The organism is Rhizobium sp. YTUHZ045 (assembly GCF_051124255.1).
GTDB lineage: Bacteria > Pseudomonadota > Alphaproteobacteria > Rhizobiales > Rhizobiaceae > Rhizobium.
On sequence record NZ_CP101433.1, the window covers coordinates 823,228 to 846,595 of the forward strand.

Here is a 23,368-nt window from a genome sequence, read left to right on the forward strand (position 1 = left end):
CCAGTATGCGTAACGCGGCCCGATTGGCAATCTCCGCGGGATTTACTCCGCGGCTTCGATGAAGCGGTGGCGTTCGTAAAGGAATTTGAGCACGGCCTCGCGGCATTTGAGATATGTCCGGTCGGAGGCGAGCTCGATGCGGTTGCGGGGGCGTGGCATGGTGACGTCGAGCACTTCGCCGATGCGAGCCGCCGGGCCGTTGGTCATCATCACGATGCGGTCGGACAGCAGCACCGCTTCATCGACATCATGGGTGATCATCACCATCGTGTTGCCGAGCCGGCTATGGATCTCCATCACCGCATCCTGAAGATGGGCGCGGGTCAATGCGTCGAGTGCCCCGAACGGCTCATCGAGCAGCAGGATCTTCGGCTCCATTGAAAGCGCGCGGGCAATGCCGACTCGCTGCTTCATGCCGCCCGATATCTCCGCGGGCCGCTTGTCCCTGGCATGGGCCATCTGCACGAGGTCGAGATTGGCCATCACCCAGTCATGTCGCTCGGCCTTGGTCTTCGTTCGGCTGAAGACCTTGGAGACGGCTAGATTCACGTTCTCATAGACCGTCAACCAGGGCAGGAGCGAATGGTTCTGAAAAACGACGGCGCGTTCCGGGCCCGGCTCGTTGACCTCTTGATTTTCCAGAAGCACGGCGCCTGCCGAAACCGGGGTCAGCCCGGCAATGAGATTGAGCAGGGTGGACTTGCCGCAACCGGAATGGCCGATGATCGAGACGAATTCCCCCTGTGAAATCGTAAGGTTGATGTCCTTCAGGACTTCGGCGCGCACGCCGCCGCGATCGAAATGCTTGTCGATATGATCGAGCTTGAGATAGGCGTTCATCGATATGGTCCTCAGTTGGCCATGGCGCCGCGGGTGACGAGTTTGCCGAGCGCGGCCACCAGCTTGTCGAGAGCAAAACCGACGATGCCGATATAGGCGAGCGCGACGATGATGTCGGGAAGGCGCGAGGAGTTCCACGCATCCCAGATGAAGAAGCCGATGCCGACGCCGCCGGTCAGCATTTCGGCCGCGACGATGGCGAGCCAGGAAAGGCCGACGCCGATCCTGAGGCCGGTGAAGATGTAAGGGGCCGCCGACGGCAGCATGATCTTCCAGAAGAATTCGAGCTGGTTGAGCCGCAGCACCTCGGCGACGTTGCGATAATCCTGCGGAATATTGCGGACGCCGACGGCGGTGTTGATGATGACAGGCCAGATCGAGGTGATGAAGATGACGAAGATCGCCGAAGGGCTGGAATCCTGGAATGCGGCGAGCGACAGCGGCAGCCAAGCGAGCGGCGGCACCGTGCGCAGCACCTGGAAGATCGGATCGAGGCCGCGCATGGCCCAGACCGATTGACCGATGATCGCCCCGATGATGACGCCGGTGACTGCGGCAAGGCCGAAGCCATAAGCCACGCGCTGCAGCGAGACCAGCACCCGCCAGCCGAGCCCGATATCCTGGGAGCCGTAGTTGAAGAACGGATAGGCGATGAGGTCGTAGCTATCCTGCCAGACCTGGTGCGGCGAAGGCAGAGAGGCGTCCGCCGATGAACAGAGCGCCTGCCAGAGGAGGAGGACGAGAGCCAGCACGACGGCCGGCGGAACGACATTGTGAAGTGCGGTCAGCGCCGCGCGGCGAAAATCGATCCGCGATGCTTGCTTGCCGGAGAATGACAGAACCTTCGCCGCCGGCTTTGCAGAGGCGACAATCGAGGGATTTTCTTTATTTGCCAGGGCGGACATCAGCGCGCTCCTCACGGGAATGGAAGGCCGGCGCGCCGTTCGCGCGCCGGAGGCGGGATCAGGAGACGGCCTTGATCGAAAGGCTCTCCAGGTAGGCGGAGGGATTTTCAGGATCGAAGACCTTGCCGTCGAAGAAGGTTTCCTTGCCGCGGGACGACGATGCGGGAATGTCGGCAGCAGCGATGCCGAGATCCTTGGCAGCCTCGCGCCAGATATCCTCGCGGTTCACCTGGTTGACCAGCGCCTTCACATCGGTCGTCGCCGGCAGGTTCCCCCAACGGATGTTTTCCGTCATGAACCAGGCATCGTGGCTCTTGAACGGGTATGAGGCGCCGTCCTTCCAAAATTTCATGTAGAGATCGGTCGCCTTGACCTCGCGGCCATTGCCATAATTGATATCGCCCTTCAGGCGGCCGAGCACATCCTTGGTCGGAACGTTGAACCATTGACGCTTGCCGAGAATCTCCGCCATCTCCGCCTTGTTGTCCATGCTGTCGCACCATTGCTGCGCTTCCATGACGGCCATCAGCAGGGCCTTGGCGGCATTCGGGTTCTTTTCGATCCATTCGGCGCGGAGCCCCAGCGCCTTTTCGGGATGGCCCTTCCAGAGCTCGCCCGTGGTGGCTGCCGTGAAGCCGATGCCCTGGTTGACGAGCTGCTCGTTCCAAGGCTCGCCCACACAGAAAACGTCCATGTTGCCGACCTTCATGTTGGCCACCATCTGCGGCGGCGGCACGACGATGGTCGAAACGTCCTTGTTCGGGTCGATGCCGCCGGCGGCAAGCCAGTAGCGGATCCAGAGGTCGTGGGTGCCGCCCGGGAAGGTCATGGCGGCCTTGATCTCCTTGCCTTCGGTCTTCTTCTTTTCGAAGGCTGCCTTCAACTTCGAGGCATCGAGCTGGACGCCGGTTTCGGCATATTCCTTGGCGACGGAGATGCCCTGGCTGTCGAGATTGAGCCGGGCAAGGACTGCCATCGGCACCGGCTTGTTGTTCTGCGTCACCTTGCCGGTGTGCATGAGATAGGGGAGCGGCGAGAGGATGTGAGCGCCGTCGATACCGTTGGCTGCGCCGCCCAACACGAGATTGTCTCTCGTCGCACCCCAGGACGCCTGTTTGGCGACATCCGTTTCCGGAAGTCCATATTTTTCGAACAGGCCTTTTTCCTTAGCGATAATCAGCGGCGCGGAATCCGTGAGCGCGATGAAGCCGAGCTTGATGCCGTTCACTTCAGGGCCTGCCCCGGCCGCAAAGGCGCCGGAGGGAAAGGCGGTCTTGACGGCGCCGATGAGGGCGGCCGCTGCAGTCGTCTTGAGTATGCTCCGGCGGGTGATGCCGGTTGCCGATATCGCAGTCGTCGAAATCTTCTTCATCTGCAGGTTCCCCTCTGCTTGGTGAATTCGGACGCAAAAAAACGCCGCCGGAATGCGTCCACGGGATGAGTGCATCCCGGATGGCAATCCTTGCGACGTCGATGTCTAACGTAAGCGCTTATGTCGCGCCCATCTGCAGCGGTCGCCGTTGACCGATGCACGTTGAAGGCCTGCAATCGGTGTGCCAAGTCCAAAGCGATGGCAGTAACTTCATGAGCTGAAAGGGAAAACAAGTCAGTTCCAGCGTGCTTATTTCATGGGCAGCCTGAATATGTGATTAGTATTTGTGCTGTTACCTGGGCGGTGGCATTCGCAAGAGCGTTATATTTGTGCATCGCAATGGCCGTTTATGGGCTGACTGATTGGCCAGCAGGGTCTTTGGCCTTCGTTCGATTAGCACTCTTTAAGATATTCAATGCGACACTCGGGCGAACGTAACAGCGAGATTGCCTTGAGCAGCAAACGATCCAGAACGAATGTCGAACTTGAAAATCTGCTTCGCCAGCTTGGCTTGGCTCTTGAGGCATCCAGGATTGGCATCTGGCAGCACAATATCTCAAAAAATCAGACGCGCTGGGACGAGCAGCTCAAGCTGATCTATGGCGTTCCGAAAGCGCCGCTTGATGTTATCTGGCTGGACAGCGTCCACCCCGATGATCTGGCGGCGACCAATGAAATATTTCTGCGGGCGATCGAAACCAGATCGGATTACGCATCGGAATTTCGCATTGTTCGACCAGACGGAGCGATCCGCTATCTGCGTTCGCGCGCTCGCTATTTCGTCGATGCGGCCGGCGACCCCTGCTTTGTCGGCGCTGAATGGGATGTGACCGACGACGTTCTGCTCAACAAGGAACTGGAGAGGAGCCGGGCGGAAGCTCGGTTCGCGGCCGATCACGATCACCTCACCGGTCTCTTGAACCGGCGTAGTTTCGATTTCGCCCTGTCCGAGCTTGCCAGGCAGGAGGGCGTCAAGGTTGCGCTTCTCCATATAGACGTGGACCATTTCAAGGAGATCAATGATCGCTTCGGGCATGCGGTCGGCGACCTCGTTCTGTGTCATGTCAGCGAGATTCTTCTGGAGGCCATTTCGGCGAATGACGTCGCAGCGCGCCTCGGCGGCGATGAGTTCGCAGTCATCGTCACTGAGGACGAACCCGACAGGACGAGGGCGGTGCTCGATCATATTCAGCGACGCCTGGAAAGCCCGCTTCCTGGTGTCGACCGGGCAGTCAGCGTGCAGTGTTCCATTGGCGTTGCCAGCGCCATGAGCGCAGATTTTGCCAAGCTGCTCTCGCAGTCGGACCTGGCTTTGTACCACGCCAAACGGAATGGCCGGAATCGCGCCGAGATTTTCACCGACGAGATGGCTTCGAGGCTGGCGAACGAAAGGCAGCTCGTCCAGGATCTGCGATCCGGATTGGCGCTCGGCCAGATCCGTCCATTTTACCAGGTGCAGGTCGACGCCAGGTCTTTCCGGGTAAACGGCGTCGAAGCTCTGGCGAGATGGCACCATCCGACGAGAGGAATTCTCGCTCCGGCGCATTTCCTGCCTCTCGCCTCTTCGAACGGATTGGTCGCAGAGCTTGACGATGTCATCCTGAGGGCCGTCCTGTTGGATATGAGATCCTCGGCCTCGCTGCTCGAGCGCGTTCGGCTGTCGATCAACCTCTCCGCCGAGCGTCTCGATGATCCCGAATTGACAACGAAACTCGGCGGCTATGACATCCCGCCCGGCCGATTGAGCTTCGAGCTGATAGAGACGATATTCCTGGACAGCCTGAGCGATCGGGTGCGCCAGAACATCCAGGCCATCAAGTCCTTCGGTATCGACATCGAGATCGACGATCTCGGATCGGGGCATGCCTCCTTGCTGGGCCTGCTCGAGCTCAGACCGGACCGCGTCAAGATCGATCGCCAGCTTGTGATGCCGATCCTGCAATCCGTTCCCAGCCGCCGGCTTGTCAGTTCGCTGGTCGACATAGCGCGCGCGCTTGACATGGAGGTGATTGCGGAAGGCGTGGAAACCTTCGAGCATGCCAAAGTGCTCGCCGATCTTGGCGTCCACACTCTCCAGGGTTATGCTTTTGGACGGCCGCAGTCGTTTGCCGAACTGGCAGGGCGATTGGCGCAGGAAGCATTGGAATTCGGGCAAGCCAACTCTAGCCGGTTAGCCTGACAGAGCCTCGAAGTGATCAGTGACTCCGTTGGAGTGATGGGCCCGACACCGCAACTGCTTCAGGGAAGCAATTCGAGGATCAGTGTCGTCTACGCGTCTGGAGACGCGGGCTGCAAGACTGGAGAGCGATTCAGGCCGACGCCTGCTCATCGCTTACTTTTGGTGCGTGTCGCAAGGACGTTGCGGATCGAGAAGCTGGAGTGAATCCTGAGGACGCCTGGCAAGGCCGATAATATTTCCTTGTGGATCCGTTCGAATTCGCCGGCATTGGCGACTTCCACGCGCAGCAGATAGTCGGATCCACCCGTCATCAGGAAACATTCGCGGATTTCCGGATGACGGCGGACGGCCGCCTCGAAACGGTCGAGATAATCCTCCGTCTGCCGTTCGAGGGTGATGTTGATGATAACGGCAATCATCGCATCCGCATTGCTCGTATCGAGAAGCGCCGTGTAGCCGCGGATCACGCCCGTCTTTTCCATGATCTTGATACGTCTGAGGCAGGCCGATGGCGAAAGGCCGATTTCGGCAGCAAGCTTGGCATTGCTCATCCTGGCGTCAAGGCGCAGCAGCCTCAGGATGTTGCGATCTGTCGTGTCGAGGGCAGGCATGCTCGATTGTTCCAAATTTTCGTAGATTATGCGCACAAAATGCAAGCCGTGCAATATTATAAGACGAAATGACCGGCAATATCGCCTATTCTTTCATACACTCCATGGAAACAAGAGGGTGAACATGGACAGCGCTATTTTGGTCTCCCATGCACGTACTGCCACGATTACGCAGGGAGCCACGGGCTTTCTGACGATCGATCTTGCGGCACTGGGCCGCAATTATCGGAAGCTCGTGTCGATGCTGGTCCCGGTGCGCGCAGGCGCCGTTGTCAAGGCCGATGCCTATGGGCTCGGCGCGGAGCGCGTGGCGAAAACCCTCTACGCCCAAGGTTGCCGGCACTTCTTCGTTGCTCAATTCGTCGAGGCAGCGCGGCTGCGGCCGGCGCTCGCGCAGGACGCCCAGATTTTCGTTCTGAACGGCCTGCAGCCGGGCAATGAAATTGCCTGCGCCGATTTGGACATTGTACCGGTCCTCAATTCGCTCGCCCAGTGGCAGCAATGGTCGGCGGCGGCGCGCGCGCTGAAGCGCTGCCTGCCTGCCGTCCTGCAATTCGACACCGGCATGTCGCGGCTGGGCTTTCCCCCGGAGGAAAGGGCGGAACTGGCGACAGCCCTTCGCAACGGCACCAAGATCGAAGTCCTGTTCATCATGAGCCACCTGGCTTCGGCAGATGAAACCGAGGGTCAGCAGAATAGCGACCAGCTGGCAGAAATGTCCTGCATCGCCGACGAATTTCCAGGCTTCGACATCTCCTTCGCCAATTCCGGCGGGGTTTTCCTTGGCAAAGCCTATCATGGCGTGCTCGCCCGGCCGGGCATCGCGCTTTACGGCGGCGCTCCGAGCGCCGGCCCGGCGAACCCGATGGAGCCGGTCGTCAGTCTCGATGTTGCCGTCGTGCAGACGCGGACCGTATCACCGGGCACCAAGGTTGGTTATGGTGGCGCGCATGTCGCGCAACGGGAAATGCGTCTCGCCACCATTGCCGCCGGCTATGCCGACGGCCTGCCGCGCTGCCTGAGCGACCGCGGAGCCGTCTATTACCAGGGCACCCGGCTGCCGATCGTCGGCCGCGTTTCGATGGACAGCATCACGGTCGATATGTCGGCGCTGCCCGAAGGCGCGCTGACGCTCGGCAGCCTTGTCGAGGTGCTCGGTCCGCATCAGACGCTCGAGGATATTGCGCGGGATGCCGACACCATATCTTATGAAATCCTGACCGGTCTCGGCGATCGGTATCTCAGGCAATATCGCTGAGAGCCGGCTGGCTCCATCCTTGGGGACATCATGAAAGTCATCGTTCTGGGCGCCGGCATCGTCGGTGTCACATCCGCCTATCAATTGGCCAAGGCAGGCCACGAGGTTACCGTCGTCGATCGGCAATCGGGGCCAGCGCTGGAGACGAGCTTTGCCAATGCCGGCGAAGTCTCATTCGGCTATTGCTCCCCATGGGCGGCACCCGGCATTCCAATGAAGGCCATGAAATGGCTGTTCATGAAGCATGCGCCGCTCATCCTGCGCCCGAAATTGGACATGGCCATGCTCTCCTGGATGGCGAGGATGCTGTCGAACTGCACCTCCGAGCGCTACGCGATCAACAAGAGCCGCATGCTGCGCCTTGCCGATTACAGCCGCGTCGGCCTCGCCGAGCTTCGCGCCGAAACCGGTATCACCTATGACGAACGCATGCAGGGAACTCTGCAGCTGTTCCGCACGCAGCAGCAGCTCGATGCCTCGGCGAAGGACGTCAAGGCGCTCGCCGCCGACGGCATTCCCTACGAGGTCTTGGACCGGGATGGCTGCATTCGCGTCGAACCGGCGCTGAAGCACGTGCGCGACAAGATCGTCGGCGGGCTGCTGACGCCGAAGGACGAAACCGGCGATTGCTTCAAGTTCGCCAATGCGCTCGCCGACAGAGCCGAGGCGCTCGGCGTCCGTTTCGCATATGGGACGACGATCAAGGCTCTCGACGTCGAGGCCGGCCGCGTGCGCGGGATTGTCACCGATCGCGATCTTGATCGCGGGCGCGAGCGGTTGAGCGCGGATGCCGTCGTGGTCGCGCTCGGCAGCTATTCGCCGCTGCTGCTGAAGCCGCTCGGCATTCGCCTGCCGGTTTATCCAGTCAAGGGCTATTCGCTGACCATCCCGATTACCGATGCCGCGCGCGCGCCGGAATCGACCGTCATGGACGAAACCTACAAGATCGCGATCACCCGGCTCGGCGACCGCATCCGCGTCGGCGGCATGGCCGAAATATCAGGCTATACCAACGATCTCGGTCTCGCCCGCCGCAGCACGCTCGAACATTCCGTCACCGATCTTTTCCCCGGGGGCGACGTTTCCAGGGCTTCCTTCTGGTCCGGCCTGCGCCCGATGACGCCGGACGGCACGCCGGTCATCGGCCCGACCAAGATCGCAGGCCTGTTCCTCAATACAGGTCACGGCACGCTCGGCTGGACCATGAGCACGGGTTCGGCGCGGCTGATCAGCGACCTCGTCGGCGGCGCCACGCCTGATATCGATGCGAGGGATCTTGCCGTTAGCCGATACGGCTGACGCGCATAGACGGCAGGAGGAATGAATGAGATGATACGCTTGTCACTTGCGGTCATCTTTTGCGAGGTCACGAATGTCCGCTAGCTCCGATTGGCATGCCCCTGGCAACCTGGTCCAACCGTCGGGAGTAGCGAATGTGTCTTTTCGGGCAACGGTGCAGAACGGAACGGACGCGGATCAGCTCGCAGAAGCATTGTCAACGCCGACATCCAAGATAAGCGTTTCGGCGGAAGGCACGACGCCCATTGGATATCGCTGCAATTTCATCTCGATGGAAGATGTAAGCGTCGCCGATTGCTCCTACGAAGGTTCGATTTCCAGCAGGCGAGACGGGGTCGCCGATAAACTATCTCTGTTCCTGCCGACACAGGGGATGATGTTGTTCGGCGGCAAGCGGGAGCCGATATATTCGCTACCGGGTCGCGGCGTAATCCTGGAACAGGGCGCCGTCAGGGGAACGAGGATCGTCGGCCCCCGCCGTCATTTCTGCCTTTTCATCGACCGCGCCAAGATCGCTGCGCAGCTCACCCATATGTGCGAGCGGACGATCAGCGGCGATGTCGGCTTTCGCACCGACATCGATCTGACGGCCGGTCCGGGGTTTCTCCTGCAGCAACTCGTCTCCAACCTCCACAGCGGCCTCAGCGGCAACGGCTTGCTGCAACGCTCACCTCTTGCAGTCAAATCGCTCTGCGATGCAGCGGTGTACCTGCTTCTGGAGACATGTCCCCATCACTATTCGGAGGAACTGGCGCGCTCCGCGCCTCTCCCGGCCCCGCGTCATGTGAAATGGGCCATGGATTTCATGCAGGAACATATCGCGGAACCGATCTCGCTCAGCGAAATCGCCATGGCGGCCAAGGTAAGCGTTCGAACTTTGCAGCAGGGCTTCCGTCAGTTCAGGAACACCACTCCGATCGCCTATCTGCATGAAATCAGGATGGCTGCCGCCCATCGCGATCTGCTGGAATCAGACGGAACCCAGGCCATCGCCGAAATCGCGCTGAGATGGGGGTTCACCCATCTCGGGCGATTTGCAGCCGACTACCGGAAGCGTTTCGGCCTGTTGCCGTCACAGACCGTGAAGCGCTAACCTCGCTCAAGGATTTCAGCTTGCCGGAGCCGGCAGACGATCCCGATGTGAAAATCTGTTGGATTCCGTAGATCTCGTCGAAGGGGAACGGTTCGAAGAGCCCGTCGGCGATCATTGCGAGAGCTCCCAGAGCCGGGTGGGATTATGCCGCGCGCTTCAGCGCATCGCCGATCGTCGAGACGATCGTATCGATCTGGTCCTTCTCGACGATCAGCGGCGGGGAAAGCGCGATGATGTCGCCGGTCACACGGATCAGCAGGCCCCTCTTGAAGCAATCGACGAAGACGTCGTAGGCACGGGTTCCAGGTGCCCCGTCACGGGGAGCGAGTTCGATTGCGCCGACCAGTCCGAGATTGCGGATGTCGACGACGTGAGGCAGGCCTTTTAACGAGTGAACGGCTTCCTGCCAGTGGTCGGCAAGCTCGGCTGCGCGTGTCAGCAGCCCTTCTTCCTCGTAGATTTCGAGGGTGGCAAGGCCGGCGGCGCATGCGACCGGATGGCCGGAATAGGTATAGCCGTGGAAGAGTTCGATCGCATTGTCAGGTCCGACCATGAGTCCGTCATGGACCTTACGGCTGGCAAAGACTGCGCCCATCGGGATGGCGCCGTTGGTCAGGCCCTTTGCCGTGGTGACGAGGTCAGGCACGACGCCGAAATAATCCACCGCGAAAGCTGTGCCGAGACGGCCGAAGCCGGTGATGACCTCGTCGAAGATCAGCAGGATGCCGTGCTTGTCGGCAGTGGCGCGCAGCTTCTCCAAATAGCCTTTCGGCGGAAGCACCACGCCCGCCGATCCCGACATCGGCTCGACGATGACGGCGGCGATGGTTTCGGCGCCGTGCAACTGCACCAGGCGTTCGAGATCGTCGGCCAGTTCCACCCCATGGGCTGGAAGACCCTTGGAAAAGGCATTACGCTCGATGTCGAGCGTGTGGCGCATATGGTCGGCCGGGATTTGCGGGAAGACGCGGCGGTTGTTGACGAGGCCGCCGACGGAAATGCCGCCGAAGCCGACTCCGTGATATCCCTTCTCGCGGCCGATGATGCGCGTGCGTGTGCCCTGGCCGATCGCGCGCTGATAGGCGATAGCGATCTTCAGAGCTGTATCGACCGATTCCGAACCGGAGCCGGTGAAGAATACACGGTCGAGCTTGGCGTCAGCCCCGCCCGGCGCGGTTTCGGCGAGCTTCGCGGCGAAATCGAAGGCGATCGGATGGCCCATCTGGAAGGTCGGGGCATAATCGAGAGTGGCAAGCTGGCGCTCGACCGCCTGGGAGATCTTCTTGCGGCCGTGGCCGGCATTGCAGCACCAGAGCCCGGCCGTGCCGTCAAGAACCCGGTTTCCGTCAACGTCGGTGTAGTACATGCCCTCCGCGGCGGCCAAAAGGCGCGGCGTGGCCTTGAACTGCCGGTTGGCCGTGAATGGCATCCAAAAATTTTCGAGTACGGGCGTGTTCGTTTTGTTCATCTGATCCATTCTGGCCTCCTTGGGATGGGTCGAGAATGATGATTTCTCCTTTGCAAACAAGTCCTTTTCTTTACCGGCGCAAGTTGTTGAAATATCTTGGCCCGTGCGACACATTTTAGATATTCTGAACAACGCAAACGGATCCATCATGTCAGTCGATATCGGCAGCCGCCTTCGCCATCTTCGCATCGCCCACAAGCTTTCCCAGCGTGAGCTGGCCAAACGCACCGGTGTTCCGAACTCGACGATCTCGCTGATCGAATCGAACGCCTCCAATCCGTCGGTTGGAGCCCTGAAGCGAATTCTCGACGGCATCCCGATAGGGCTGGCGGAATTCTTCGCCTTCGAACCCGAACGTCCGAAAAAGGCTTTCTACGCGGCCGAGGAGCTGGTGGAGATCGGCAAGGGTGCCATTTCCTACAAGCAGGTTGGCGAAACCCTGTTCGGGCGCAGCCTGCAGATGCTTAAGGAGTGCTACCAGCCGGGTGCCGACACCGGAAAAATTCCTCTTGTTCACGAGGGAGAGGAGGGCGGGATCGTGCTCTCGGGAAGGCTCGAGGTCACGGTCGACGACGAACGACGCGTGCTGGGGCCAGGTGACGCTTATTATTTCGAAAGCCGGCGCCCGCACCGGTTCCGCTGCATCGGGCCGGTGGCCTGCGAGGTTATCAGCGCCTGCACGCCGCCTACTTTTTAGTTCCTGCCCTCGATGCGGGCGAGCACGCCGTCGAGCGCTTCGATCAGCGCCGCGATGCCGCCCTTTCTCTCGAAGTCGGTCAGAACCTGCTCGTTCAGCCCGCCCCTGGTTGCGAATTCGCGGCTCAGCGTGCTGAACGGCTCGGCGCCGGGGCCGCTTGCCTTTTGCGCCAGGCTCGCGAAGAGAGGGGCGATGTAGGCATTTGCTTTCGCTCTTTCGAGGCCGCTCGTTTCCAGCCAGACGCCGACCGTTTCCATGATTCCGAAATAGGTGGACATCGTTGCGCTTGCGGCTGCGAGAAGGTCGTATTCCTTCCTTGACTGACATTGGACGGCCGTCCCAAGCGTGTCGAACAGCGCTGCGACCGTATCATCGGGCGGATAGATGGCGGTCACGCCTTGGCGATCTGCGACGAAAGGCAGGGGGATTGCCTGCACGAGATGCACGTCGGCGCCGATCCAGTCGAGGAGGGCATGGCGCTCCGTCGCCGCGACGACACTGACGACCGTCTGTCCTGCCCTGAACGACAATTCCCGCACGACCTCCTCGGCGACCTGCGGCCGTATCGCCAGGAACACCATGTCGCTGCGATCGACGACGTCCTGATTGTCCTTGGCAATGTTCACGGCTGAGAATGCGTCCGCCAGCGTTTCCGCGATGTGGGCGCTTCGTGGAGAGACGTGAATCTCCAAGGCATAGGCCGGATCAGCGAGAAGCCCGCGAACCATCGCCTCGGTGATAACGCCGGTTCCGACAAATCCGATGCTTTTGATGTTCACCTGATCACTCCTTAGCTCCAAGCGGTCCAGCGCGACATCCATTATGGCGGCGACAGGTGAGGAGCGGAAGCCCTGCTCCGTAAGATCGGCGGAACGGATTGACCGGTTAGGCCGATCTTTCCAGTCTGACGGCGCCTTTGAGTTGTGGCGCGATGCGCTCGCAGCGGCGGGGCGCATTCATGCCGTCATCGGCAATGCCGCATCCGCATCTGCGCCGGGGACAGCTGGGCCTGAGCTAATCTAAGGCCGCGACGCATCGCCTGGCCGATGATCCCGCTTTCGTTTGGTGCGCCATATGTTTACAAGCGCAAGGTGTAAAGATTCGACCGAACGGAGGCATTGATCTTGCATATCGTGCGTCGCGCGCTGTTGGGGTCTCTATGGGGCCTGATCGGCTGGAAACCTTCTTTCGCTGTCGACACCAGCCCGGAAGCAATCACCCGGGAGGAGGCGGCGTCGGTGACACCCCGCCATGTTCTCTGTTTTCTCGGGAGAGATCGCGACCTCGGCCGCTTGTACCAAGCGGCGGCCAAAGCGATCGGTGATTTCGCCACCGGCTTCAGCGTCGATGAGGATTATTCGCAGGCAGAGCCGGATGACCGAATGAACCGGTCATTCGACGTCTGCTGGGATCGGGTCGAGCCCGATGCCTGGAACGAGACGGACGAGAAAGCCGTCGCCGATCATCAATCCGTCCTCTACGTCCTCGGGCCGAGCATGACGCAGGCAGACACCGTCAAGGTGTCGATGACGGCGCTGCGTCTCGTCGAGCGGCTGATCGAGGCGGGAGCGGTTGCCGTCAAGGGCGAAAGTGCCGGCATCGCACATGGGCTCGATCGATGGAGAGTGCTGATCGGCCAAGGCGCCGAAGCGCAGAATGCCGGCGATCCGCTCGCCCAGCAGCGCATCGGGCGGCTGGCTTTCGCGAAGCGGCCGCTCTCGGCGCGTGGTTATCTGGAAAGCGTCGGCTTCCATCTGGTGGGGCTGCCGGAGGTCTATGTGCCGGAGACATCAGGCAGCGAAAGCCAGGTCATTGCCATTATGGATGCAGTTGCCGACGAGATCGGCAAGCAGGGTCTCGATCCGACGCTCAAAGCGCGGGGCGCAAGCCTCTCCTTCGATTCCAGCTATGACGTGGATGAGTTCAAGTTCAATCCCTACGGCATCGTCAAGCTCGCGGGGTGAACCGGCTCGGGGTAATCGGCCTGCGACAGGGCGAAGCGCTGGATCGCGGTTGCAGCGACGCGCTCATATGCATGTCATTCAATCGTTCTGCTGTTCGAATGTCTTGGCAAGCTCTCCATAGTGGCGCGCTGATCCCACATTCTTCTCGGTCGAAGGAGGCTGGCCGAGGCGGTGCGCAATGCATCATCGTCGGCGTGACGGCAAGCGGCCGGGGACCTGATAATCCACCGACCACGAACATTCAGTCTAGTTGTAACTGATCGTGTCGCTCACGCGCGGGCGATTGAAGAAATGGTGGTCGAAGCTGTAGCCGTTCTGTCCGGTGAAGTTCGAGAAAAACGCCGACACCGGTGTCGTCAATGTGTATTGCACCCGCGTCAGCACCACCTGGACGCCCGTCTCCTGGATCTTCGCCGGTATGTCGATCGTGCTTGTCGTCCCGGAAGCAAGCGACGAGGTGTTGAACGCGGCGGACCAATTGACGGTCGCCTTGCCGCTATTGTCGACATCATTGACCGTGACCGTAATCGTCAGCCCGGTGGTCTCATAGGGCTGGAGGATGAAGCTCGCGCCTGAAAGAAGCTTGGTGACGTCGGTCTTCGCCCAGGTGCTCTGCTGCGCGATCATATCGCCTGTACTGGAAGCGATCTCGTCTATCTTGCGGCTGACGGTGAGGGCATGGCCAAGATCGACGGTGCCGAACAGCAGCACGACCAGGATCGGCAGCACCAATGCGAATTCCACGCCCGAAGCGGCCGTGCGGTCGCAGGCGAGGCGACCGATGCAGGATCGGGCGCGGCTGAGAAGGGGGAGGTTCCGTTTCATGATCATCTCAGAAGGGCTCATTGCGAAACAGAGCGGAGGACCCAAGGAGATAGCGGCCGTCCGAAAGCTTGGCGCTCGACAGGCTGAAGAAATTGACCGAGGCTTCCCATGGCAGAAACGCCTGTACCAGAATGTAATCGCTGCCCTTGCCGATATCATAAGTCTCGGTGACGGCTAGATTGCCGCTGTCGTCGATCGGATCGGCGCTGGTAGCGGACGACAGGTCGGAAAGCACGCTGACCTTGACGACGAGGCCGCTCGAGCAGCCGAAAGACAGAAGCATGTCGTCGCAAATTTTGCTCTTGAAAGTGGCCAGTGTGATCTTCGATGATGCCACCTCGCCGGTGCGGATCATCCGGGAGATCTTATGAACGGAAGCGTCCAGCGAGGAGTTGACGAAGAACATCAGTGACACTTCGATGATGCCGAAGATCATGATGAAGAGCGGCAGGGCCAGGATCGCAAATTCGATCGCAGCCACCCCCTTGCGATCGCCGAGCAGGCGGCGAAGCAGTGCAAAGCGGTTTCTTGCGGTCATTGGGTCAGCCGGACGGAAGAGAGATATTGAGTGAAGAGCGTCGACAGGCCCGCTGTGATTTCCGTCGACGACGATGCCGATATGAACAGGCTCTTCGACGATGCGCAGTCGGCAAGTGCGTAGGGAATATAATCGCGTCTCGTAATGCTGGTCGACACGCCGCTGTCCATGGTGCCGCCCCAGGTGCTCTTCCAGTTGGCGCTCGCCATGGTCGAGCCGACGGTTGCGTTATAGCCCCAGTCCGTGGTGATCGGCAGATATTCGGTGTAGAGCACGGCCATCGTGTTCGACTGGTTCTTCAGATAGTCGCACCAAGCGGGATTGAGGGGCGCTACCTTGGGCCAGTATTTTGAGCCATTCGTCACCCATTCGCGCTGTGATTGGACGCCGTCCGTCAGCAGGAGAACCAGCTTGAGCGGCGAGCCCGAGGAGGTTCCGTCCCCTCCGGCGCCGACTTTCTTTTTGAGCGTCGCAAGAGAAACGTCGAAATAAGTGGCGGCCTTCGAGGTCGCGCTGGTGAGGCCGTAGCTGCTGTCGGCGAGGCGGGCGCGCGCCGTATCCGTGCTCAGCGTTGGGGCGAGAACTTCTGAAAGCGTATCCCCGAGGCTGTATAGCCCGACCTTGATGCGTTCATGATTCTCGTCGGATTCGTCGATCATGTCGAGCACTTCGCGCACGGCGTCGCCGGCGACATCGGCGCGCAGCTTTATCTTCTTTTCCTTGCTGTAGTCATAATTGGTCGCGTATGTCGTCTTGCCGATGGTGTGCGAATCACCCGTGTGGCAGGCGAACTGGCATTTGATGCCGGTATACATGGTCGACTGACCTGACGTCGTTGCCGCCAGCAGCATCGACGGCGAGGTGTCAATGACGATATAGACATTGAGATAGGACGTGGCGGGGCCTTTGACGGCGCTTGCCACGCTGACGGGGACGGTCTCGATGTTGGCGATCTTCATGAATGTCGTCGGAACGGTGCCGCTTGCTGTCGCCGTGATGTTGTGGTTCACGGTATCGATGTCGATATCGCTGAGCGTGTAGCTGTTGTCCACCTGTACATGGAACCAGTCGGAAACCTTCTCCTTGAGAGCGTCGGTGTCCTCGGTGTTGTTGATCTGCTTGACCGCTGCGATCAGGGCCGCGTCGAGATCGCTCTGCATCCTCTGTCGAACATTATAGCTGCGAATATAGTCGAAGCTCGCGCCGACGGCGACGAGCATCGGTACGAGGCTAAGGGCGACGACGATCGCGACGTTGCCGCCTCTGTCACTTTTGAGACTGCGGAGGGCGCTCGTAATTCGAGCAAGCGAGTATGAAAGAGCCAACTTCAAAACACACCATGACGCAAGACAAAAAATAGCAAAAGAAAGATGTATCTGGAAAACTTGAGCGTTTGTTAATTTCCCAATTTCCGGTAGAAGATGCACCGTCGGCACACCGTTTGCTGCGCTTATTGGACATGGTTGCGAATTATGGATATTCGCTACGTTGCCGGCGAATGCGGAGGAGCCTCTCTCAGCGCTGCATCAGCAGTCTTGCAGGCGTCTTTGAACCTCTTGCGAAAACATGGTCCTGTTGTTGAAAAAGCCTCCTACCACAGCAATCCAGCCATCCGACATCTGGGTCGGCATGGCCTGCGACTGGGCGCTGACTTCACCGTTCTTGGCCTCGATCATCTCCAATCCGAGCTTGTCGCAATGATCGAGCCCGCCGACGTCGGTGCGAAACGGCAGCGATCCCTTGAACCGGCTGAACGAGACCTGATTGTCGCGGTCGAGCACCATGCGGGCGGAGGCTTCCTGTGTTTCGACAGCGCCATCCCGATGATCGACTTGCCGGGAACGAGGCTGCAATCGAAATCCTCGCCGACGCTGTAGCCGCGCGCCGCAAGCTCGCCCTTGCCCAGTCGCCCGCCGGCTACGCGTCCCAAGCTGTCCCGCTGAAACCCTGTAAGTCTTCCCGCAACAAAAATGAAAGACCGAGCGGACGGGATTTTGCAGACGAGACTATCCACTTTGCGCGCGGACGATCCGTATCGCGCGCCGAAAATTGCAGCGCCGCCACAGACGGAGCGATCTCTTAATTTTCTGACCGCAGTGTTCCGGGTCGACGACGTGCTTGATGTAGCGGATCCGCGCCCCTCAAATGACTTGGGCGGCTTTCTTGGAAGAACACTCAGCCGGTGGATGAGATATCCGGTTGTTACTCATGGTGAGTAAACGCATGACGAAGTCCTCGTTGCAGTCGCCTCGGCAGCCCACTCTTCTTATGCAAGATGGAGAGGGCGAGGGAAAAGGAATACAACATCAGGACGTCGTAATCGACCGGAAAGCGCTTCTCGACGCTTTGCTGGGGCCATTTCCGCTTCCGCTTTTTTACAAGAACCCGCAAGGCCACTATCTCGGCTGCAACAAGGCATTCGAAGATTTTTCCGGCTACCGACGTGAAGAGCTCATCGGGAAAACCGATTTCGATCTAACCTCGAACCATCTGCCCGAACTCCATTTCGTCGGTAACGCGGCGCACCGCGAGAGAGGCGGAGCCCAGCACTCCGAACGAAAGATGCTCACCGCGAACGGTGCGGTACGGGACGTCGTTTTCAACAAGGCGGTGTTGCCAGGGGAAAACGGTGCTCCGGCCGGCCTGATCGGCGCCCTTGTCGATATTACCGAGCACAAGCAGGCGGAGCAGGAGCTCAGGAAGGCGCTCGAATTCGCGGAAGGTATCCTCACCGCCATCCCGGATGTTCTGTTCGAGGTGGATGAGGACGGCCGCTATCTCCAGGTCTGGACAAGAAACCCGGAACTGCTGGCCCAGCAGAAGGAGATGCTGCTCGGCAAGACGGTCAACGAGATTCTTGCGCCGGAGCAGGCAGCTATCGCGATGGAGGCTCTTCGCACGGCCGGCCAGGAGGGAGTTGCCTACGGCCGATGCATCTGCATCGCCCTGCCGAGCGGCGAAACGCGGTGGTTCGAGCTTTCCGTGGCGAGACGACCGAGCGCCGATCCGACCACTGCCACCACGCTCCTGGCATTCTCGCGAGATATCACTGAGCGAAGACGGGCTGAAGACGCCATCAATTCCGTGCGGACGCAGCTGCTCAGCGTGCTTCAAACCATGCCCGACATGATCTGGGTCAAGGACATGGATGGATTCTATCTCCTGTGCAACCACACCTTCGAGCGGCTGACCGGATTGACGGAAGCCGAGGTTGTCGGAAAGACGGATTTCGATCTGTTCGGTATCGAAAGGGCTCGATTCTTTCTGGAATCGGATAAGGCGGCGATCAAGGCTGGCGAGTGCATCTTCAGCGATGAGGAGTGGGTGGTTTCGCAGGAGAATGGCCAATCCATTCTTCTTGAAACACGCAAGGTGCCGGTCATGGATGCGGCGGGAGAGGTCGTCGGGGTTCTTGGGGTGGCGCGGGATGTGACGGAGCTGAATGCCTCGCGCCAGAAGATCCACCAGATGGCCTTCTATGACCCCCTGACCTCGCTGCCGAACCGGTCGCTGTTCAACGATCGGCTGCGGCAGATGATCACCTCGGCCGGATCGCGGGGCCAGCGGGCAGGCGTGATACTGATCGACATCGATCATTTCAAGGTGATCAACGACACGATGGGCCATCCCGTCGGCGACGATCTGCTCTGTCAGGCCGCCGCGCGCCTCAATGCGAGCGTGCGCGATTACGACACTGTCGCCCGTCTGGGCGGCGACGAGTTTGCGATCCTGCTGCCCGATCTCAGGCAAGGCGACGATCTCGGCCGCATTGCCAGCAACATTCTCGAGAAGTTCAAGGATGGCTTCCTGCTGGATGGCAAGGAGGTTTTCATTTCCTGCAGCGTCGGCATCGCGCTCTATCCTGCTGACAGCGCCGACGCCAATGACCTGGTGAAATACGCCGATTCGGCGATGTATCTCGCCAAGCGTTCGGGGCGAAATAATTTTCGCTTCTATTCCAGGGATCTGACGGCGAATGCCGAGGAACGCATGCGGCTGGAATCGGAATTGCGGCGAGCGATCGAGCGCGAAGAGCTGGAACTGCACTACCAGCCGAAGGTGCTTCTGGACAGCGGCGCGATGGTCGGATCCGAAGCCTTGCTAAGATGGCGTCACGCCGAGATGGGGATGATCCCTCCCGACCGTTTCATTCCGGTCGCAGAGGATACGGGCCTGATCGTCGAGCTTGGGCGATGGGTGCTGCGCGAAGCCTGCCAGACCGCGGTCGAATTGAATGCCGGCAGCCAGGCGCCGCACAAGGTGGCGGTCAACTTGTCGGGCAAACAATTCCAATCCGCCGGATTGGTAAAGTCGATCGCCGAGATTCTCGGAGAGACCGGTTGCCGCGCCGAATGGATCGAAATCGAAATCACCGAAAGCCTTCTCCTCGATCAGAAGGACGAGACGCTGCAGACGCTCTCTGAACTTCGCAGCATGGGATTTTCGATCGCCATCGACGATTTCGGCACCGGCTATTCGGCGCTGAATTATCTGGCGCGCTTTCCGATCGACACACTGAAGATCGACCGGTCCTTCATCAACAGCGCCGACAGGCGCAATGAAGAACTGGTGAAGGCGATCCTCTCGATCGCGCGCTGTCTCGGCCAGAATGTCGTGGCGGAAGGGGTCGAGACCGCCGAGCAGGCTGCCTTTCTCGCCGCAAACGGATGCGGCTCGGCGCAAGGGTTCCTTTACAGCAAGGCAGTGCCGAAAGCGGATATCATCGCTCTCAGACTGCGCTCTCCTGTCGGCGGCTCCAGCCCGAGCGAGATGTGGCCTCGCGGGTGAGCGAGCCCGTCTCTCACCTGCCGCGTCGAAGCACGCGCGTGCTATTGCCCGATATCACGCTGTCTGACGAAGGTTGCGATGACGCGGTCGCCCATGGAGGCACAGCGGGCGCCGTCGAAGGGGAACAGCGCCGAGAATGCGCCGGAGAGCTGTTTCTCGATCGATTGGCGCATCAGCTTGCGCGCCCGATGCAGCCGGGTCTTGGCGGTTTCGGGTTTGATGCCGAGAAAGGATGCGGCCTCCTCCGTGCTCATGCCCTCGACCTCGCGAAGCACGAAGATGGCGCGAAATTCGTCCGGAAGTCCGTCGACGGCCTGTTCGAGAAGATGCCGCGCCTGGCTTCGCGACAGCTCACTTTCCGGATCGGTTGCGGAGAGCGAGGAGGGGAACTGGAGGACTTCGCCGCCCCCCGATGTCGTCTGCATGTCGATTTCCTCAAGGCCGGTGGTGTTCTTTCGTGCGCGCACGCGGCCCAGCGCCTCGTTAAGCGTTATCCGGGTCAGCCATGTCGAAAGCGCGGCCTCGCCGCGGAATGTCGCCAGAGTGGTGAAGGCCTTGACATAGGCGGCCTGCACGACGTCTTCCGCTTCCCAATCGCTGCGGATGATGGCGCGCGCGGTGCGGAACAGGCGCTGGTTGTGACGCTGGACAATGGCGCGGATGGCAGGCTCGTCACCCTGCTTTGCAAGGGACACGAGCTCGGCATCGGCGAGTGCTGATATATTCTGCCGGCGTCGCGCGACCGGAACGGCAATGGCTGTCATGCAAGTCTCCGCATTGCTTTGGATCGGAGCCCGGCCTTACGGCCGGACGTCCAGTTTGCCCGTCATGGCGGGATGAAAACGGCAATAGAAATCGACCGCTCCCGCCCGGCCGACCGTCATCCGCGCTTCCGATTTCGGCGGCAGATCGACATCGAAGCTCTTGTCGCGAGCTGTCGCCGTATGCCGGAATATATCATTGTTTCGCCAGACGATCACATCGCCGACATGCAGCTCGGCAGGCGGCGCGCCGAATTTCATGCCTGCGATGGTGACCTGATATTCCGCCGCTGAGGCGACTCCGCTGCCTGGCCAGAGCAGCACCAACAACAGCGGCAGCAATTTCATCAGCGATCCCATCGCGACCCTACTTGATCATCGAAGCGAGATGCTCGGCATGCGTCTGGTGTTGCTTGAACAGGGTAAGGCCCGTTTCAAGCAGCGATTTCAGCTCCTTGTTCTGAGCCGAAGGGATCAGCACCTTGGCAAGGGCATCGTTGACCGACTTGTGATAAGCGACTTCGTTTTCGACATAAGCCTTGTCGAAGGCAGCGCCGTCGAGGGCGTCAAGCGTCTTCAGTTCCTTGCTCGCCTGGGCCGAGAGCGACTGGCTGATCTTGTTGTCCTCAGGCGTCACCTTCAGCTTCTTAACAAGGGCGAGCGCCTGGTCGTTGACGGCCTTGTGGTCGCGCTCCATGGTTTTGGCGAATTCGATGACCTCCGCATTCTTGCTCTTCTTCAACGCCTGCTCCGCGGCGGTGACATCGATCTGCCCCGCCGTATAGGCGATGTGGGCGATCTGAGGATCGGTCGGCTTGGCGTCGGCGGCGATCGAGGCGGTGCCGAGCGATGCCGCGATGAAGGTTGCGCCGAGAATTCGTTTCAACATGATCTGTCTCCTTATGTCGGATGGAAGCGAGCATTGGATGCAGATCGCTCGAAAAGGTTCCCGGAAATTTTCGAAGCGGGAAATGGTTGCCGGCCGCTTCAGTCTTCCCCGATGAAACGCTGAAGCACGATCGCATGATTGTAGGCTTGGTCTTTCGCCGCATAGAGAAGCGTGGCATCCGATTGCCCGATCCGGCGTTCGAGCTCCTCTACGACTGATGAGTTCCTTTTGAGCTCGTCCCGGTAGCGGCGTTGAAATTCGTTCCATTTGGCTGGGTCATGGCCGAACCATCGGCGCAGCGCCGGGCTCGGCGCGATGTCCTTCAGCCAGACGTCGACGGCCGCTTCCTGCTTCTTCAAGCCGCGCGGCCACAGCCTGTCGACCAGAATACGCCTACCGTCCCGGTCTTCTTTCGGCTCGTAGATTCGTTTGATGTGCAAGGCCATTTGCTCATCCGCTATGAAGGTAATTCCGAACGAATACGCGGATGAGGGATATGGTTCCACTCACCGTCCGTGGTTTCACTTAGTCACGCTAAAGGGGCCTCCAAGCTGTCATAATTGCTTTTAGTGCGGAAGTGTCGTCGTTCGGTCATCTCCCGCCGTGATTTGACCGAGCAAGAGGAGGAGGAGATTGGGGGCGCCTGTGAGGCAGCTGCCAGTTGACAAGCGTCAGAGGCCCAAGTCGAATGGGACCCTTTCCAAGTAGGTAAGTCAGCGCGAGACGGGCGCGTCATCTCGCATCAGGCCAAGCGACTTCAGGTCCTCCCACAGTTCGCGAGGGATATGTCTGTCCCGCGCCCGGTCGTTGGACGTCACTTGATCGATCGACTGGCCGCCCGGGATGACGGAAACGACAGCTGGGTGGAAGAACGGAAAGTTGAGAGCCGCGTCTGAGAGAGCGACATTGTATTTCAGGCAGACGTGCTCGATGCGCCGGACTTTGTCGAGGATGTGTGACGGGGCGTCAGAGTAATTATGTTGCGCGCCGGCGACCGGGCCTGTCGCCAATATGCCGGAATTATATGGCCCGCCGAGCACGATGCCGATATTGCGGGCTACGCACATGGGAAGAAAGGTTTCCAACGCCTCCTGCTCGAGCAGAGTGTAGCGTCCGGCAAGCAAAAACAGGTCGAAGTCGCCACGCTCGGCAAGCGCCTGACACATCTCCCACTCGTTTATTCCGCCGCCGATGGCCTTCACCACTCCTTGGTCGCGGAGTGAGGTCATGGCCTGATAGCCACCGCTCATGAATTGCTCGAGATAATGGTCGCAGGCCGCCTTGGTGCCGTGATTGAAGACATCCAGGTCGTGCACGAACAGAATATCGAAGCTGTCGAGCCCGGTGCGCTCGAAGGACGCTTCGAAAGATCGCATGACGCCATCGTAGCTGTAGTCAAAAACCTCTCGGCGACTGGGCGTATCGAAGAATTTGCCGATGCCGGTCCGCTGTTCGGGTTGGCAGACCTTGAGGAGCCTGCCGACTTTTGTCGACACGACGTAGTCTTTACGCTGCTTCGTTGCGAGGAAGCGGCCAACCCGCCTCTCGGCGAGGCCAAGCCCATAGAGCGGCGCGGTGTCGAAGTAGCGGATGCCGTGTTGCCAGGCCGCATCTAAAACCGCTGCCGCCTCCTCATCTGTTATCGCCCGATAAAGATTGCCGAGTGGTGCGGTGCCGAACCCGAGTTCGGTAAAGGCAAGCCCGCCGTCTCCCCTGCGGTCCCAATGTCGCGTCTTCATGTCAGCTATCCGCATCCCATATTCGTTTGCCGCTCGTGCGCGACACTGCAGTCTAACCAATAACGCTTCCGGGTGGAATCGGAGCTAAAACGAGGAACCTTGGCCTGCGATGGCCCGGGGCAAGGGCGCCAACCCAGCAAGG

At 60.0% G+C, this 23,368-nt stretch carries 21 protein-coding genes and 1 pseudogene; 7 read left to right on the plus strand and 15 right to left on the minus strand.

Annotated elements, in window-relative coordinates; all coding sequences use genetic code 11:
* Positions 1-42: 42 nt before the first annotated feature.
* From NMA58_RS26140 to NMA58_RS26150, 3 genes are read right to left on the minus strand one after another with little or no spacing between them, the layout of a single operon-like run.
* Positions 43-840 carry an ABC transporter ATP-binding protein gene (locus NMA58_RS26140; RefSeq protein WP_085781813.1) on the minus strand — a complete coding sequence of 266 codons (798 nt, stop codon included), beginning with the start codon at positions 838-840 and terminating at the stop codon, positions 43-45.
* Positions 841-851: 11 nt separating this feature from the next.
* Positions 852-1,745, minus strand: coding sequence for a nitrate ABC transporter permease (ntrB, locus tag NMA58_RS26145; protein WP_183698454.1), 894 nt, complete (start codon positions 1,743-1,745; stop codon positions 852-854).
* A 58-nt stretch (positions 1,746-1,803) separates the two neighbouring features.
* The gene (locus tag NMA58_RS26150; protein ID WP_434713762.1) at positions 1,804-3,117 is read right to left on the minus strand and encodes a CmpA/NrtA family ABC transporter substrate-binding protein; all 1,314 of its coding nucleotides are present in this window, start codon (positions 3,115-3,117) and stop codon (positions 1,804-1,806) included.
* 451 nt (positions 3,118-3,568) lie between these two features.
* Here NMA58_RS26150 and NMA58_RS26155 point away from each other — a divergent pair, with 451 nt between their 5' ends.
* On the plus strand, positions 3,569-5,296 hold the full coding sequence (locus tag NMA58_RS26155; protein ID WP_434713763.1) for a putative bifunctional diguanylate cyclase/phosphodiesterase: 1,728 nt from the start codon (positions 3,569-3,571) through the stop codon (positions 5,294-5,296).
* Between the two features lie 146 nt (positions 5,297-5,442).
* On the opposite strand, the gene NMA58_RS26160 is transcribed toward NMA58_RS26155, so the two are convergent.
* Positions 5,443-5,907: an Lrp/AsnC family transcriptional regulator gene (locus tag NMA58_RS26160; RefSeq protein ID WP_085782073.1), complete on the minus strand. Its 465-nt coding sequence runs from the start codon at positions 5,905-5,907 to the stop codon at positions 5,443-5,445.
* Positions 5,908-6,031: 124 nt separating this feature from the next.
* On the opposite strand from NMA58_RS26160, the gene alr reads away from it, so the two are divergent.
* The 3 genes from alr to NMA58_RS26175 all read left to right on the plus strand — a co-directional run bounded on the left by alr (position 6,032) and on the right by NMA58_RS26175 (position 9,557).
* Positions 6,032-7,165: an alanine racemase gene (gene alr / locus NMA58_RS26165; RefSeq protein ID WP_434713764.1), complete on the plus strand. Its 1,134-nt coding sequence runs from the start codon at positions 6,032-6,034 to the stop codon at positions 7,163-7,165.
* A 30-nt stretch (positions 7,166-7,195) separates the two neighbouring features.
* A complete protein-coding gene (locus NMA58_RS26170) occupies positions 7,196-8,464 on the plus strand; it encodes a D-amino acid dehydrogenase (RefSeq protein ID WP_434713766.1) in 1,269 nt (422 codons plus the stop codon).
* A 73-nt stretch (positions 8,465-8,537) separates the two neighbouring features.
* A complete protein-coding gene (locus NMA58_RS26175) occupies positions 8,538-9,557 on the plus strand; it encodes an AraC family transcriptional regulator (protein ID WP_434713768.1) in 1,020 nt (339 codons plus the stop codon).
* A gap of 142 nt (positions 9,558-9,699) precedes the next feature.
* On the opposite strand, the gene NMA58_RS26180 is transcribed toward NMA58_RS26175, so the two are convergent.
* A complete protein-coding gene (locus NMA58_RS26180) occupies positions 9,700-11,034 on the minus strand; it encodes an aspartate aminotransferase family protein (RefSeq protein WP_434713770.1) in 1,335 nt (444 codons plus the stop codon).
* 139 nt (positions 11,035-11,173) lie between these two features.
* Between NMA58_RS26180 and NMA58_RS26185 the strand changes: the two genes are divergently transcribed.
* Positions 11,174-11,722: a cupin domain-containing protein gene (locus tag NMA58_RS26185; protein WP_085781805.1), complete on the plus strand. Its 549-nt coding sequence runs from the start codon at positions 11,174-11,176 to the stop codon at positions 11,720-11,722.
* Here NMA58_RS26185 and NMA58_RS26190 read toward each other — a convergent pair.
* Positions 11,719-12,501 (minus strand): pyrroline-5-carboxylate reductase, encoded by a 783-nt coding sequence (locus NMA58_RS26190; RefSeq protein WP_434713772.1) that lies wholly within the window; start codon positions 12,499-12,501, stop codon positions 11,719-11,721. The two genes, NMA58_RS26185 and NMA58_RS26190, sit on opposite strands and share 4 nt — an antisense overlap.
* 345 nt (positions 12,502-12,846) lie before the next feature.
* Between NMA58_RS26190 and NMA58_RS26195 the strand changes: the two genes are divergently transcribed.
* A complete protein-coding gene (locus NMA58_RS26195) occupies positions 12,847-13,686 on the plus strand; it encodes a hypothetical protein (protein WP_221114347.1) in 840 nt (279 codons plus the stop codon).
* Between the two features lie 246 nt (positions 13,687-13,932).
* On the opposite strand, the gene NMA58_RS26200 is transcribed toward NMA58_RS26195, so the two are convergent.
* From NMA58_RS26200 to NMA58_RS26215, 4 genes and pseudogenes are all read right to left on the minus strand, one after another.
* Positions 13,933-14,517 (minus strand): TadE/TadG family type IV pilus assembly protein, encoded by a 585-nt coding sequence (locus NMA58_RS26200; protein ID WP_221114348.1) that lies wholly within the window; start codon positions 14,515-14,517, stop codon positions 13,933-13,935.
* A 1-nt stretch (position 14,518) separates the two neighbouring features.
* Complete coding sequence (locus NMA58_RS26205; protein WP_434713773.1) at positions 14,519-15,049, minus strand: TadE/TadG family type IV pilus assembly protein; 531 nt, start codon at positions 15,047-15,049, stop codon at positions 14,519-14,521.
* On the minus strand, positions 15,046-16,380 hold the full coding sequence (locus NMA58_RS26210; protein WP_434713774.1) for a TadE/TadG family type IV pilus assembly protein: 1,335 nt from the start codon (positions 16,378-16,380) through the stop codon (positions 15,046-15,048). The genes NMA58_RS26205 and NMA58_RS26210 overlap by 4 nt, the downstream gene beginning before the upstream one ends.
* Positions 16,381-16,564: 184 nt before the next feature.
* Positions 16,565-16,961: pseudogene (locus NMA58_RS26215) on the minus strand (carbohydrate ABC transporter substrate-binding protein); the annotation flags it as partial.
* 356 nt (positions 16,962-17,317) lie between these two features.
* On the opposite strand from NMA58_RS26215, the gene NMA58_RS26220 reads away from it, so the two are divergent.
* Positions 17,318-19,837, plus strand: a complete 2,520-nt coding sequence (locus tag NMA58_RS26220) for a sensor domain-containing protein (protein ID WP_434714407.1) — start codon at positions 17,318-17,320, stop codon at positions 19,835-19,837.
* 41 nt (positions 19,838-19,878) lie between these two features.
* On the opposite strand, the gene NMA58_RS26225 is transcribed toward NMA58_RS26220, so the two are convergent.
* The 5 genes from NMA58_RS26225 to NMA58_RS26245 form a co-directional block, all read right to left on the minus strand.
* Positions 19,879-20,601, minus strand: a complete 723-nt coding sequence (locus tag NMA58_RS26225; protein ID WP_434713775.1) for an RNA polymerase sigma factor — start codon at positions 20,599-20,601, stop codon at positions 19,879-19,881.
* Between the two features lie 36 nt (positions 20,602-20,637).
* Complete coding sequence (locus tag NMA58_RS26230) at positions 20,638-20,958, minus strand: cupredoxin domain-containing protein (protein ID WP_434713777.1); 321 nt, start codon at positions 20,956-20,958, stop codon at positions 20,638-20,640.
* 7 nt (positions 20,959-20,965) lie between these two features.
* A complete protein-coding gene (locus NMA58_RS26235; protein WP_085781798.1) occupies positions 20,966-21,487 on the minus strand; it encodes a DUF4142 domain-containing protein in 522 nt (173 codons plus the stop codon).
* Between the two features lie 98 nt (positions 21,488-21,585).
* Positions 21,586-21,933: a DUF488 domain-containing protein gene (locus NMA58_RS26240; RefSeq protein ID WP_434713778.1), complete on the minus strand. Its 348-nt coding sequence runs from the start codon at positions 21,931-21,933 to the stop codon at positions 21,586-21,588.
* 267 nt (positions 21,934-22,200) lie between these two features.
* Positions 22,201-23,226 carry an aldo/keto reductase gene (locus tag NMA58_RS26245; protein WP_434713779.1) on the minus strand — a complete coding sequence of 342 codons (1,026 nt, stop codon included), beginning with the start codon at positions 23,224-23,226 and terminating at the stop codon, positions 22,201-22,203.
* Positions 23,227-23,368 lie beyond the last annotated feature (142 nt).

What these genes read in the sequence shown, in the direction of transcription:
- NMA58_RS26140 (WP_085781813.1), bottom strand. Translation starts at nt 840, where the DNA reads ATGAACGCCTATCTCAAGCTCGATCATATCGACAAGCATTTCGATCGC.
- ntrB (WP_183698454.1), bottom strand. Translation starts at nt 1,745, where the DNA reads ATGTCCGCCCTGGCAAATAAAGAAAATCCCTCGATTGTCGCCTCTGCA.
- NMA58_RS26150 (WP_434713762.1), bottom strand. Translation starts at nt 3,117, where the DNA reads ATGAAGAAGATTTCGACGACTGCGATATCGGCAACCGGCATCACCCGC.
- NMA58_RS26160 (WP_085782073.1), bottom strand. Translation starts at nt 5,907, where the DNA reads ATGCCTGCCCTCGACACGACAGATCGCAACATCCTGAGGCTGCTGCGC.
- alr (WP_434713764.1), top strand. Translation starts at nt 6,032, where the DNA reads ATGGACAGCGCTATTTTGGTCTCCCATGCACGTACTGCCACGATTACG.
- NMA58_RS26170 (WP_434713766.1), top strand. Translation starts at nt 7,196, where the DNA reads ATGAAAGTCATCGTTCTGGGCGCCGGCATCGTCGGTGTCACATCCGCC.
- NMA58_RS26175 (WP_434713768.1), top strand. Translation starts at nt 8,538, where the DNA reads ATGTCCGCTAGCTCCGATTGGCATGCCCCTGGCAACCTGGTCCAACCG.
- NMA58_RS26180 (WP_434713770.1), bottom strand. Translation starts at nt 11,034, where the DNA reads ATGGATCAGATGAACAAAACGAACACGCCCGTACTCGAAAATTTTTGG.
- NMA58_RS26185 (WP_085781805.1), top strand. Translation starts at nt 11,174, where the DNA reads ATGTCAGTCGATATCGGCAGCCGCCTTCGCCATCTTCGCATCGCCCAC.
- NMA58_RS26200 (WP_221114348.1), bottom strand. Translation starts at nt 14,517, where the DNA reads ATGATCATGAAACGGAACCTCCCCCTTCTCAGCCGCGCCCGATCCTGC.
- NMA58_RS26205 (WP_434713773.1), bottom strand. Translation starts at nt 15,049, where the DNA reads ATGACCGCAAGAAACCGCTTTGCACTGCTTCGCCGCCTGCTCGGCGAT.
- NMA58_RS26220 (WP_434714407.1), top strand. Translation starts at nt 17,318, where the DNA reads ATGCAAGATGGAGAGGGCGAGGGAAAAGGAATACAACATCAGGACGTC.
- NMA58_RS26225 (WP_434713775.1), bottom strand. Translation starts at nt 20,601, where the DNA reads ATGACAGCCATTGCCGTTCCGGTCGCGCGACGCCGGCAGAATATATCA.
- NMA58_RS26230 (WP_434713777.1), bottom strand. Translation starts at nt 20,958, where the DNA reads ATGGGATCGCTGATGAAATTGCTGCCGCTGTTGTTGGTGCTGCTCTGG.
- NMA58_RS26235 (WP_085781798.1), bottom strand. Translation starts at nt 21,487, where the DNA reads ATGTTGAAACGAATTCTCGGCGCAACCTTCATCGCGGCATCGCTCGGC.
- NMA58_RS26240 (WP_434713778.1), bottom strand. Translation starts at nt 21,933, where the DNA reads ATGGCCTTGCACATCAAACGAATCTACGAGCCGAAAGAAGACCGGGAC.
- NMA58_RS26245 (WP_434713779.1), bottom strand. Translation starts at nt 23,226, where the DNA reads ATGAAGACGCGACATTGGGACCGCAGGGGAGACGGCGGGCTTGCCTTT.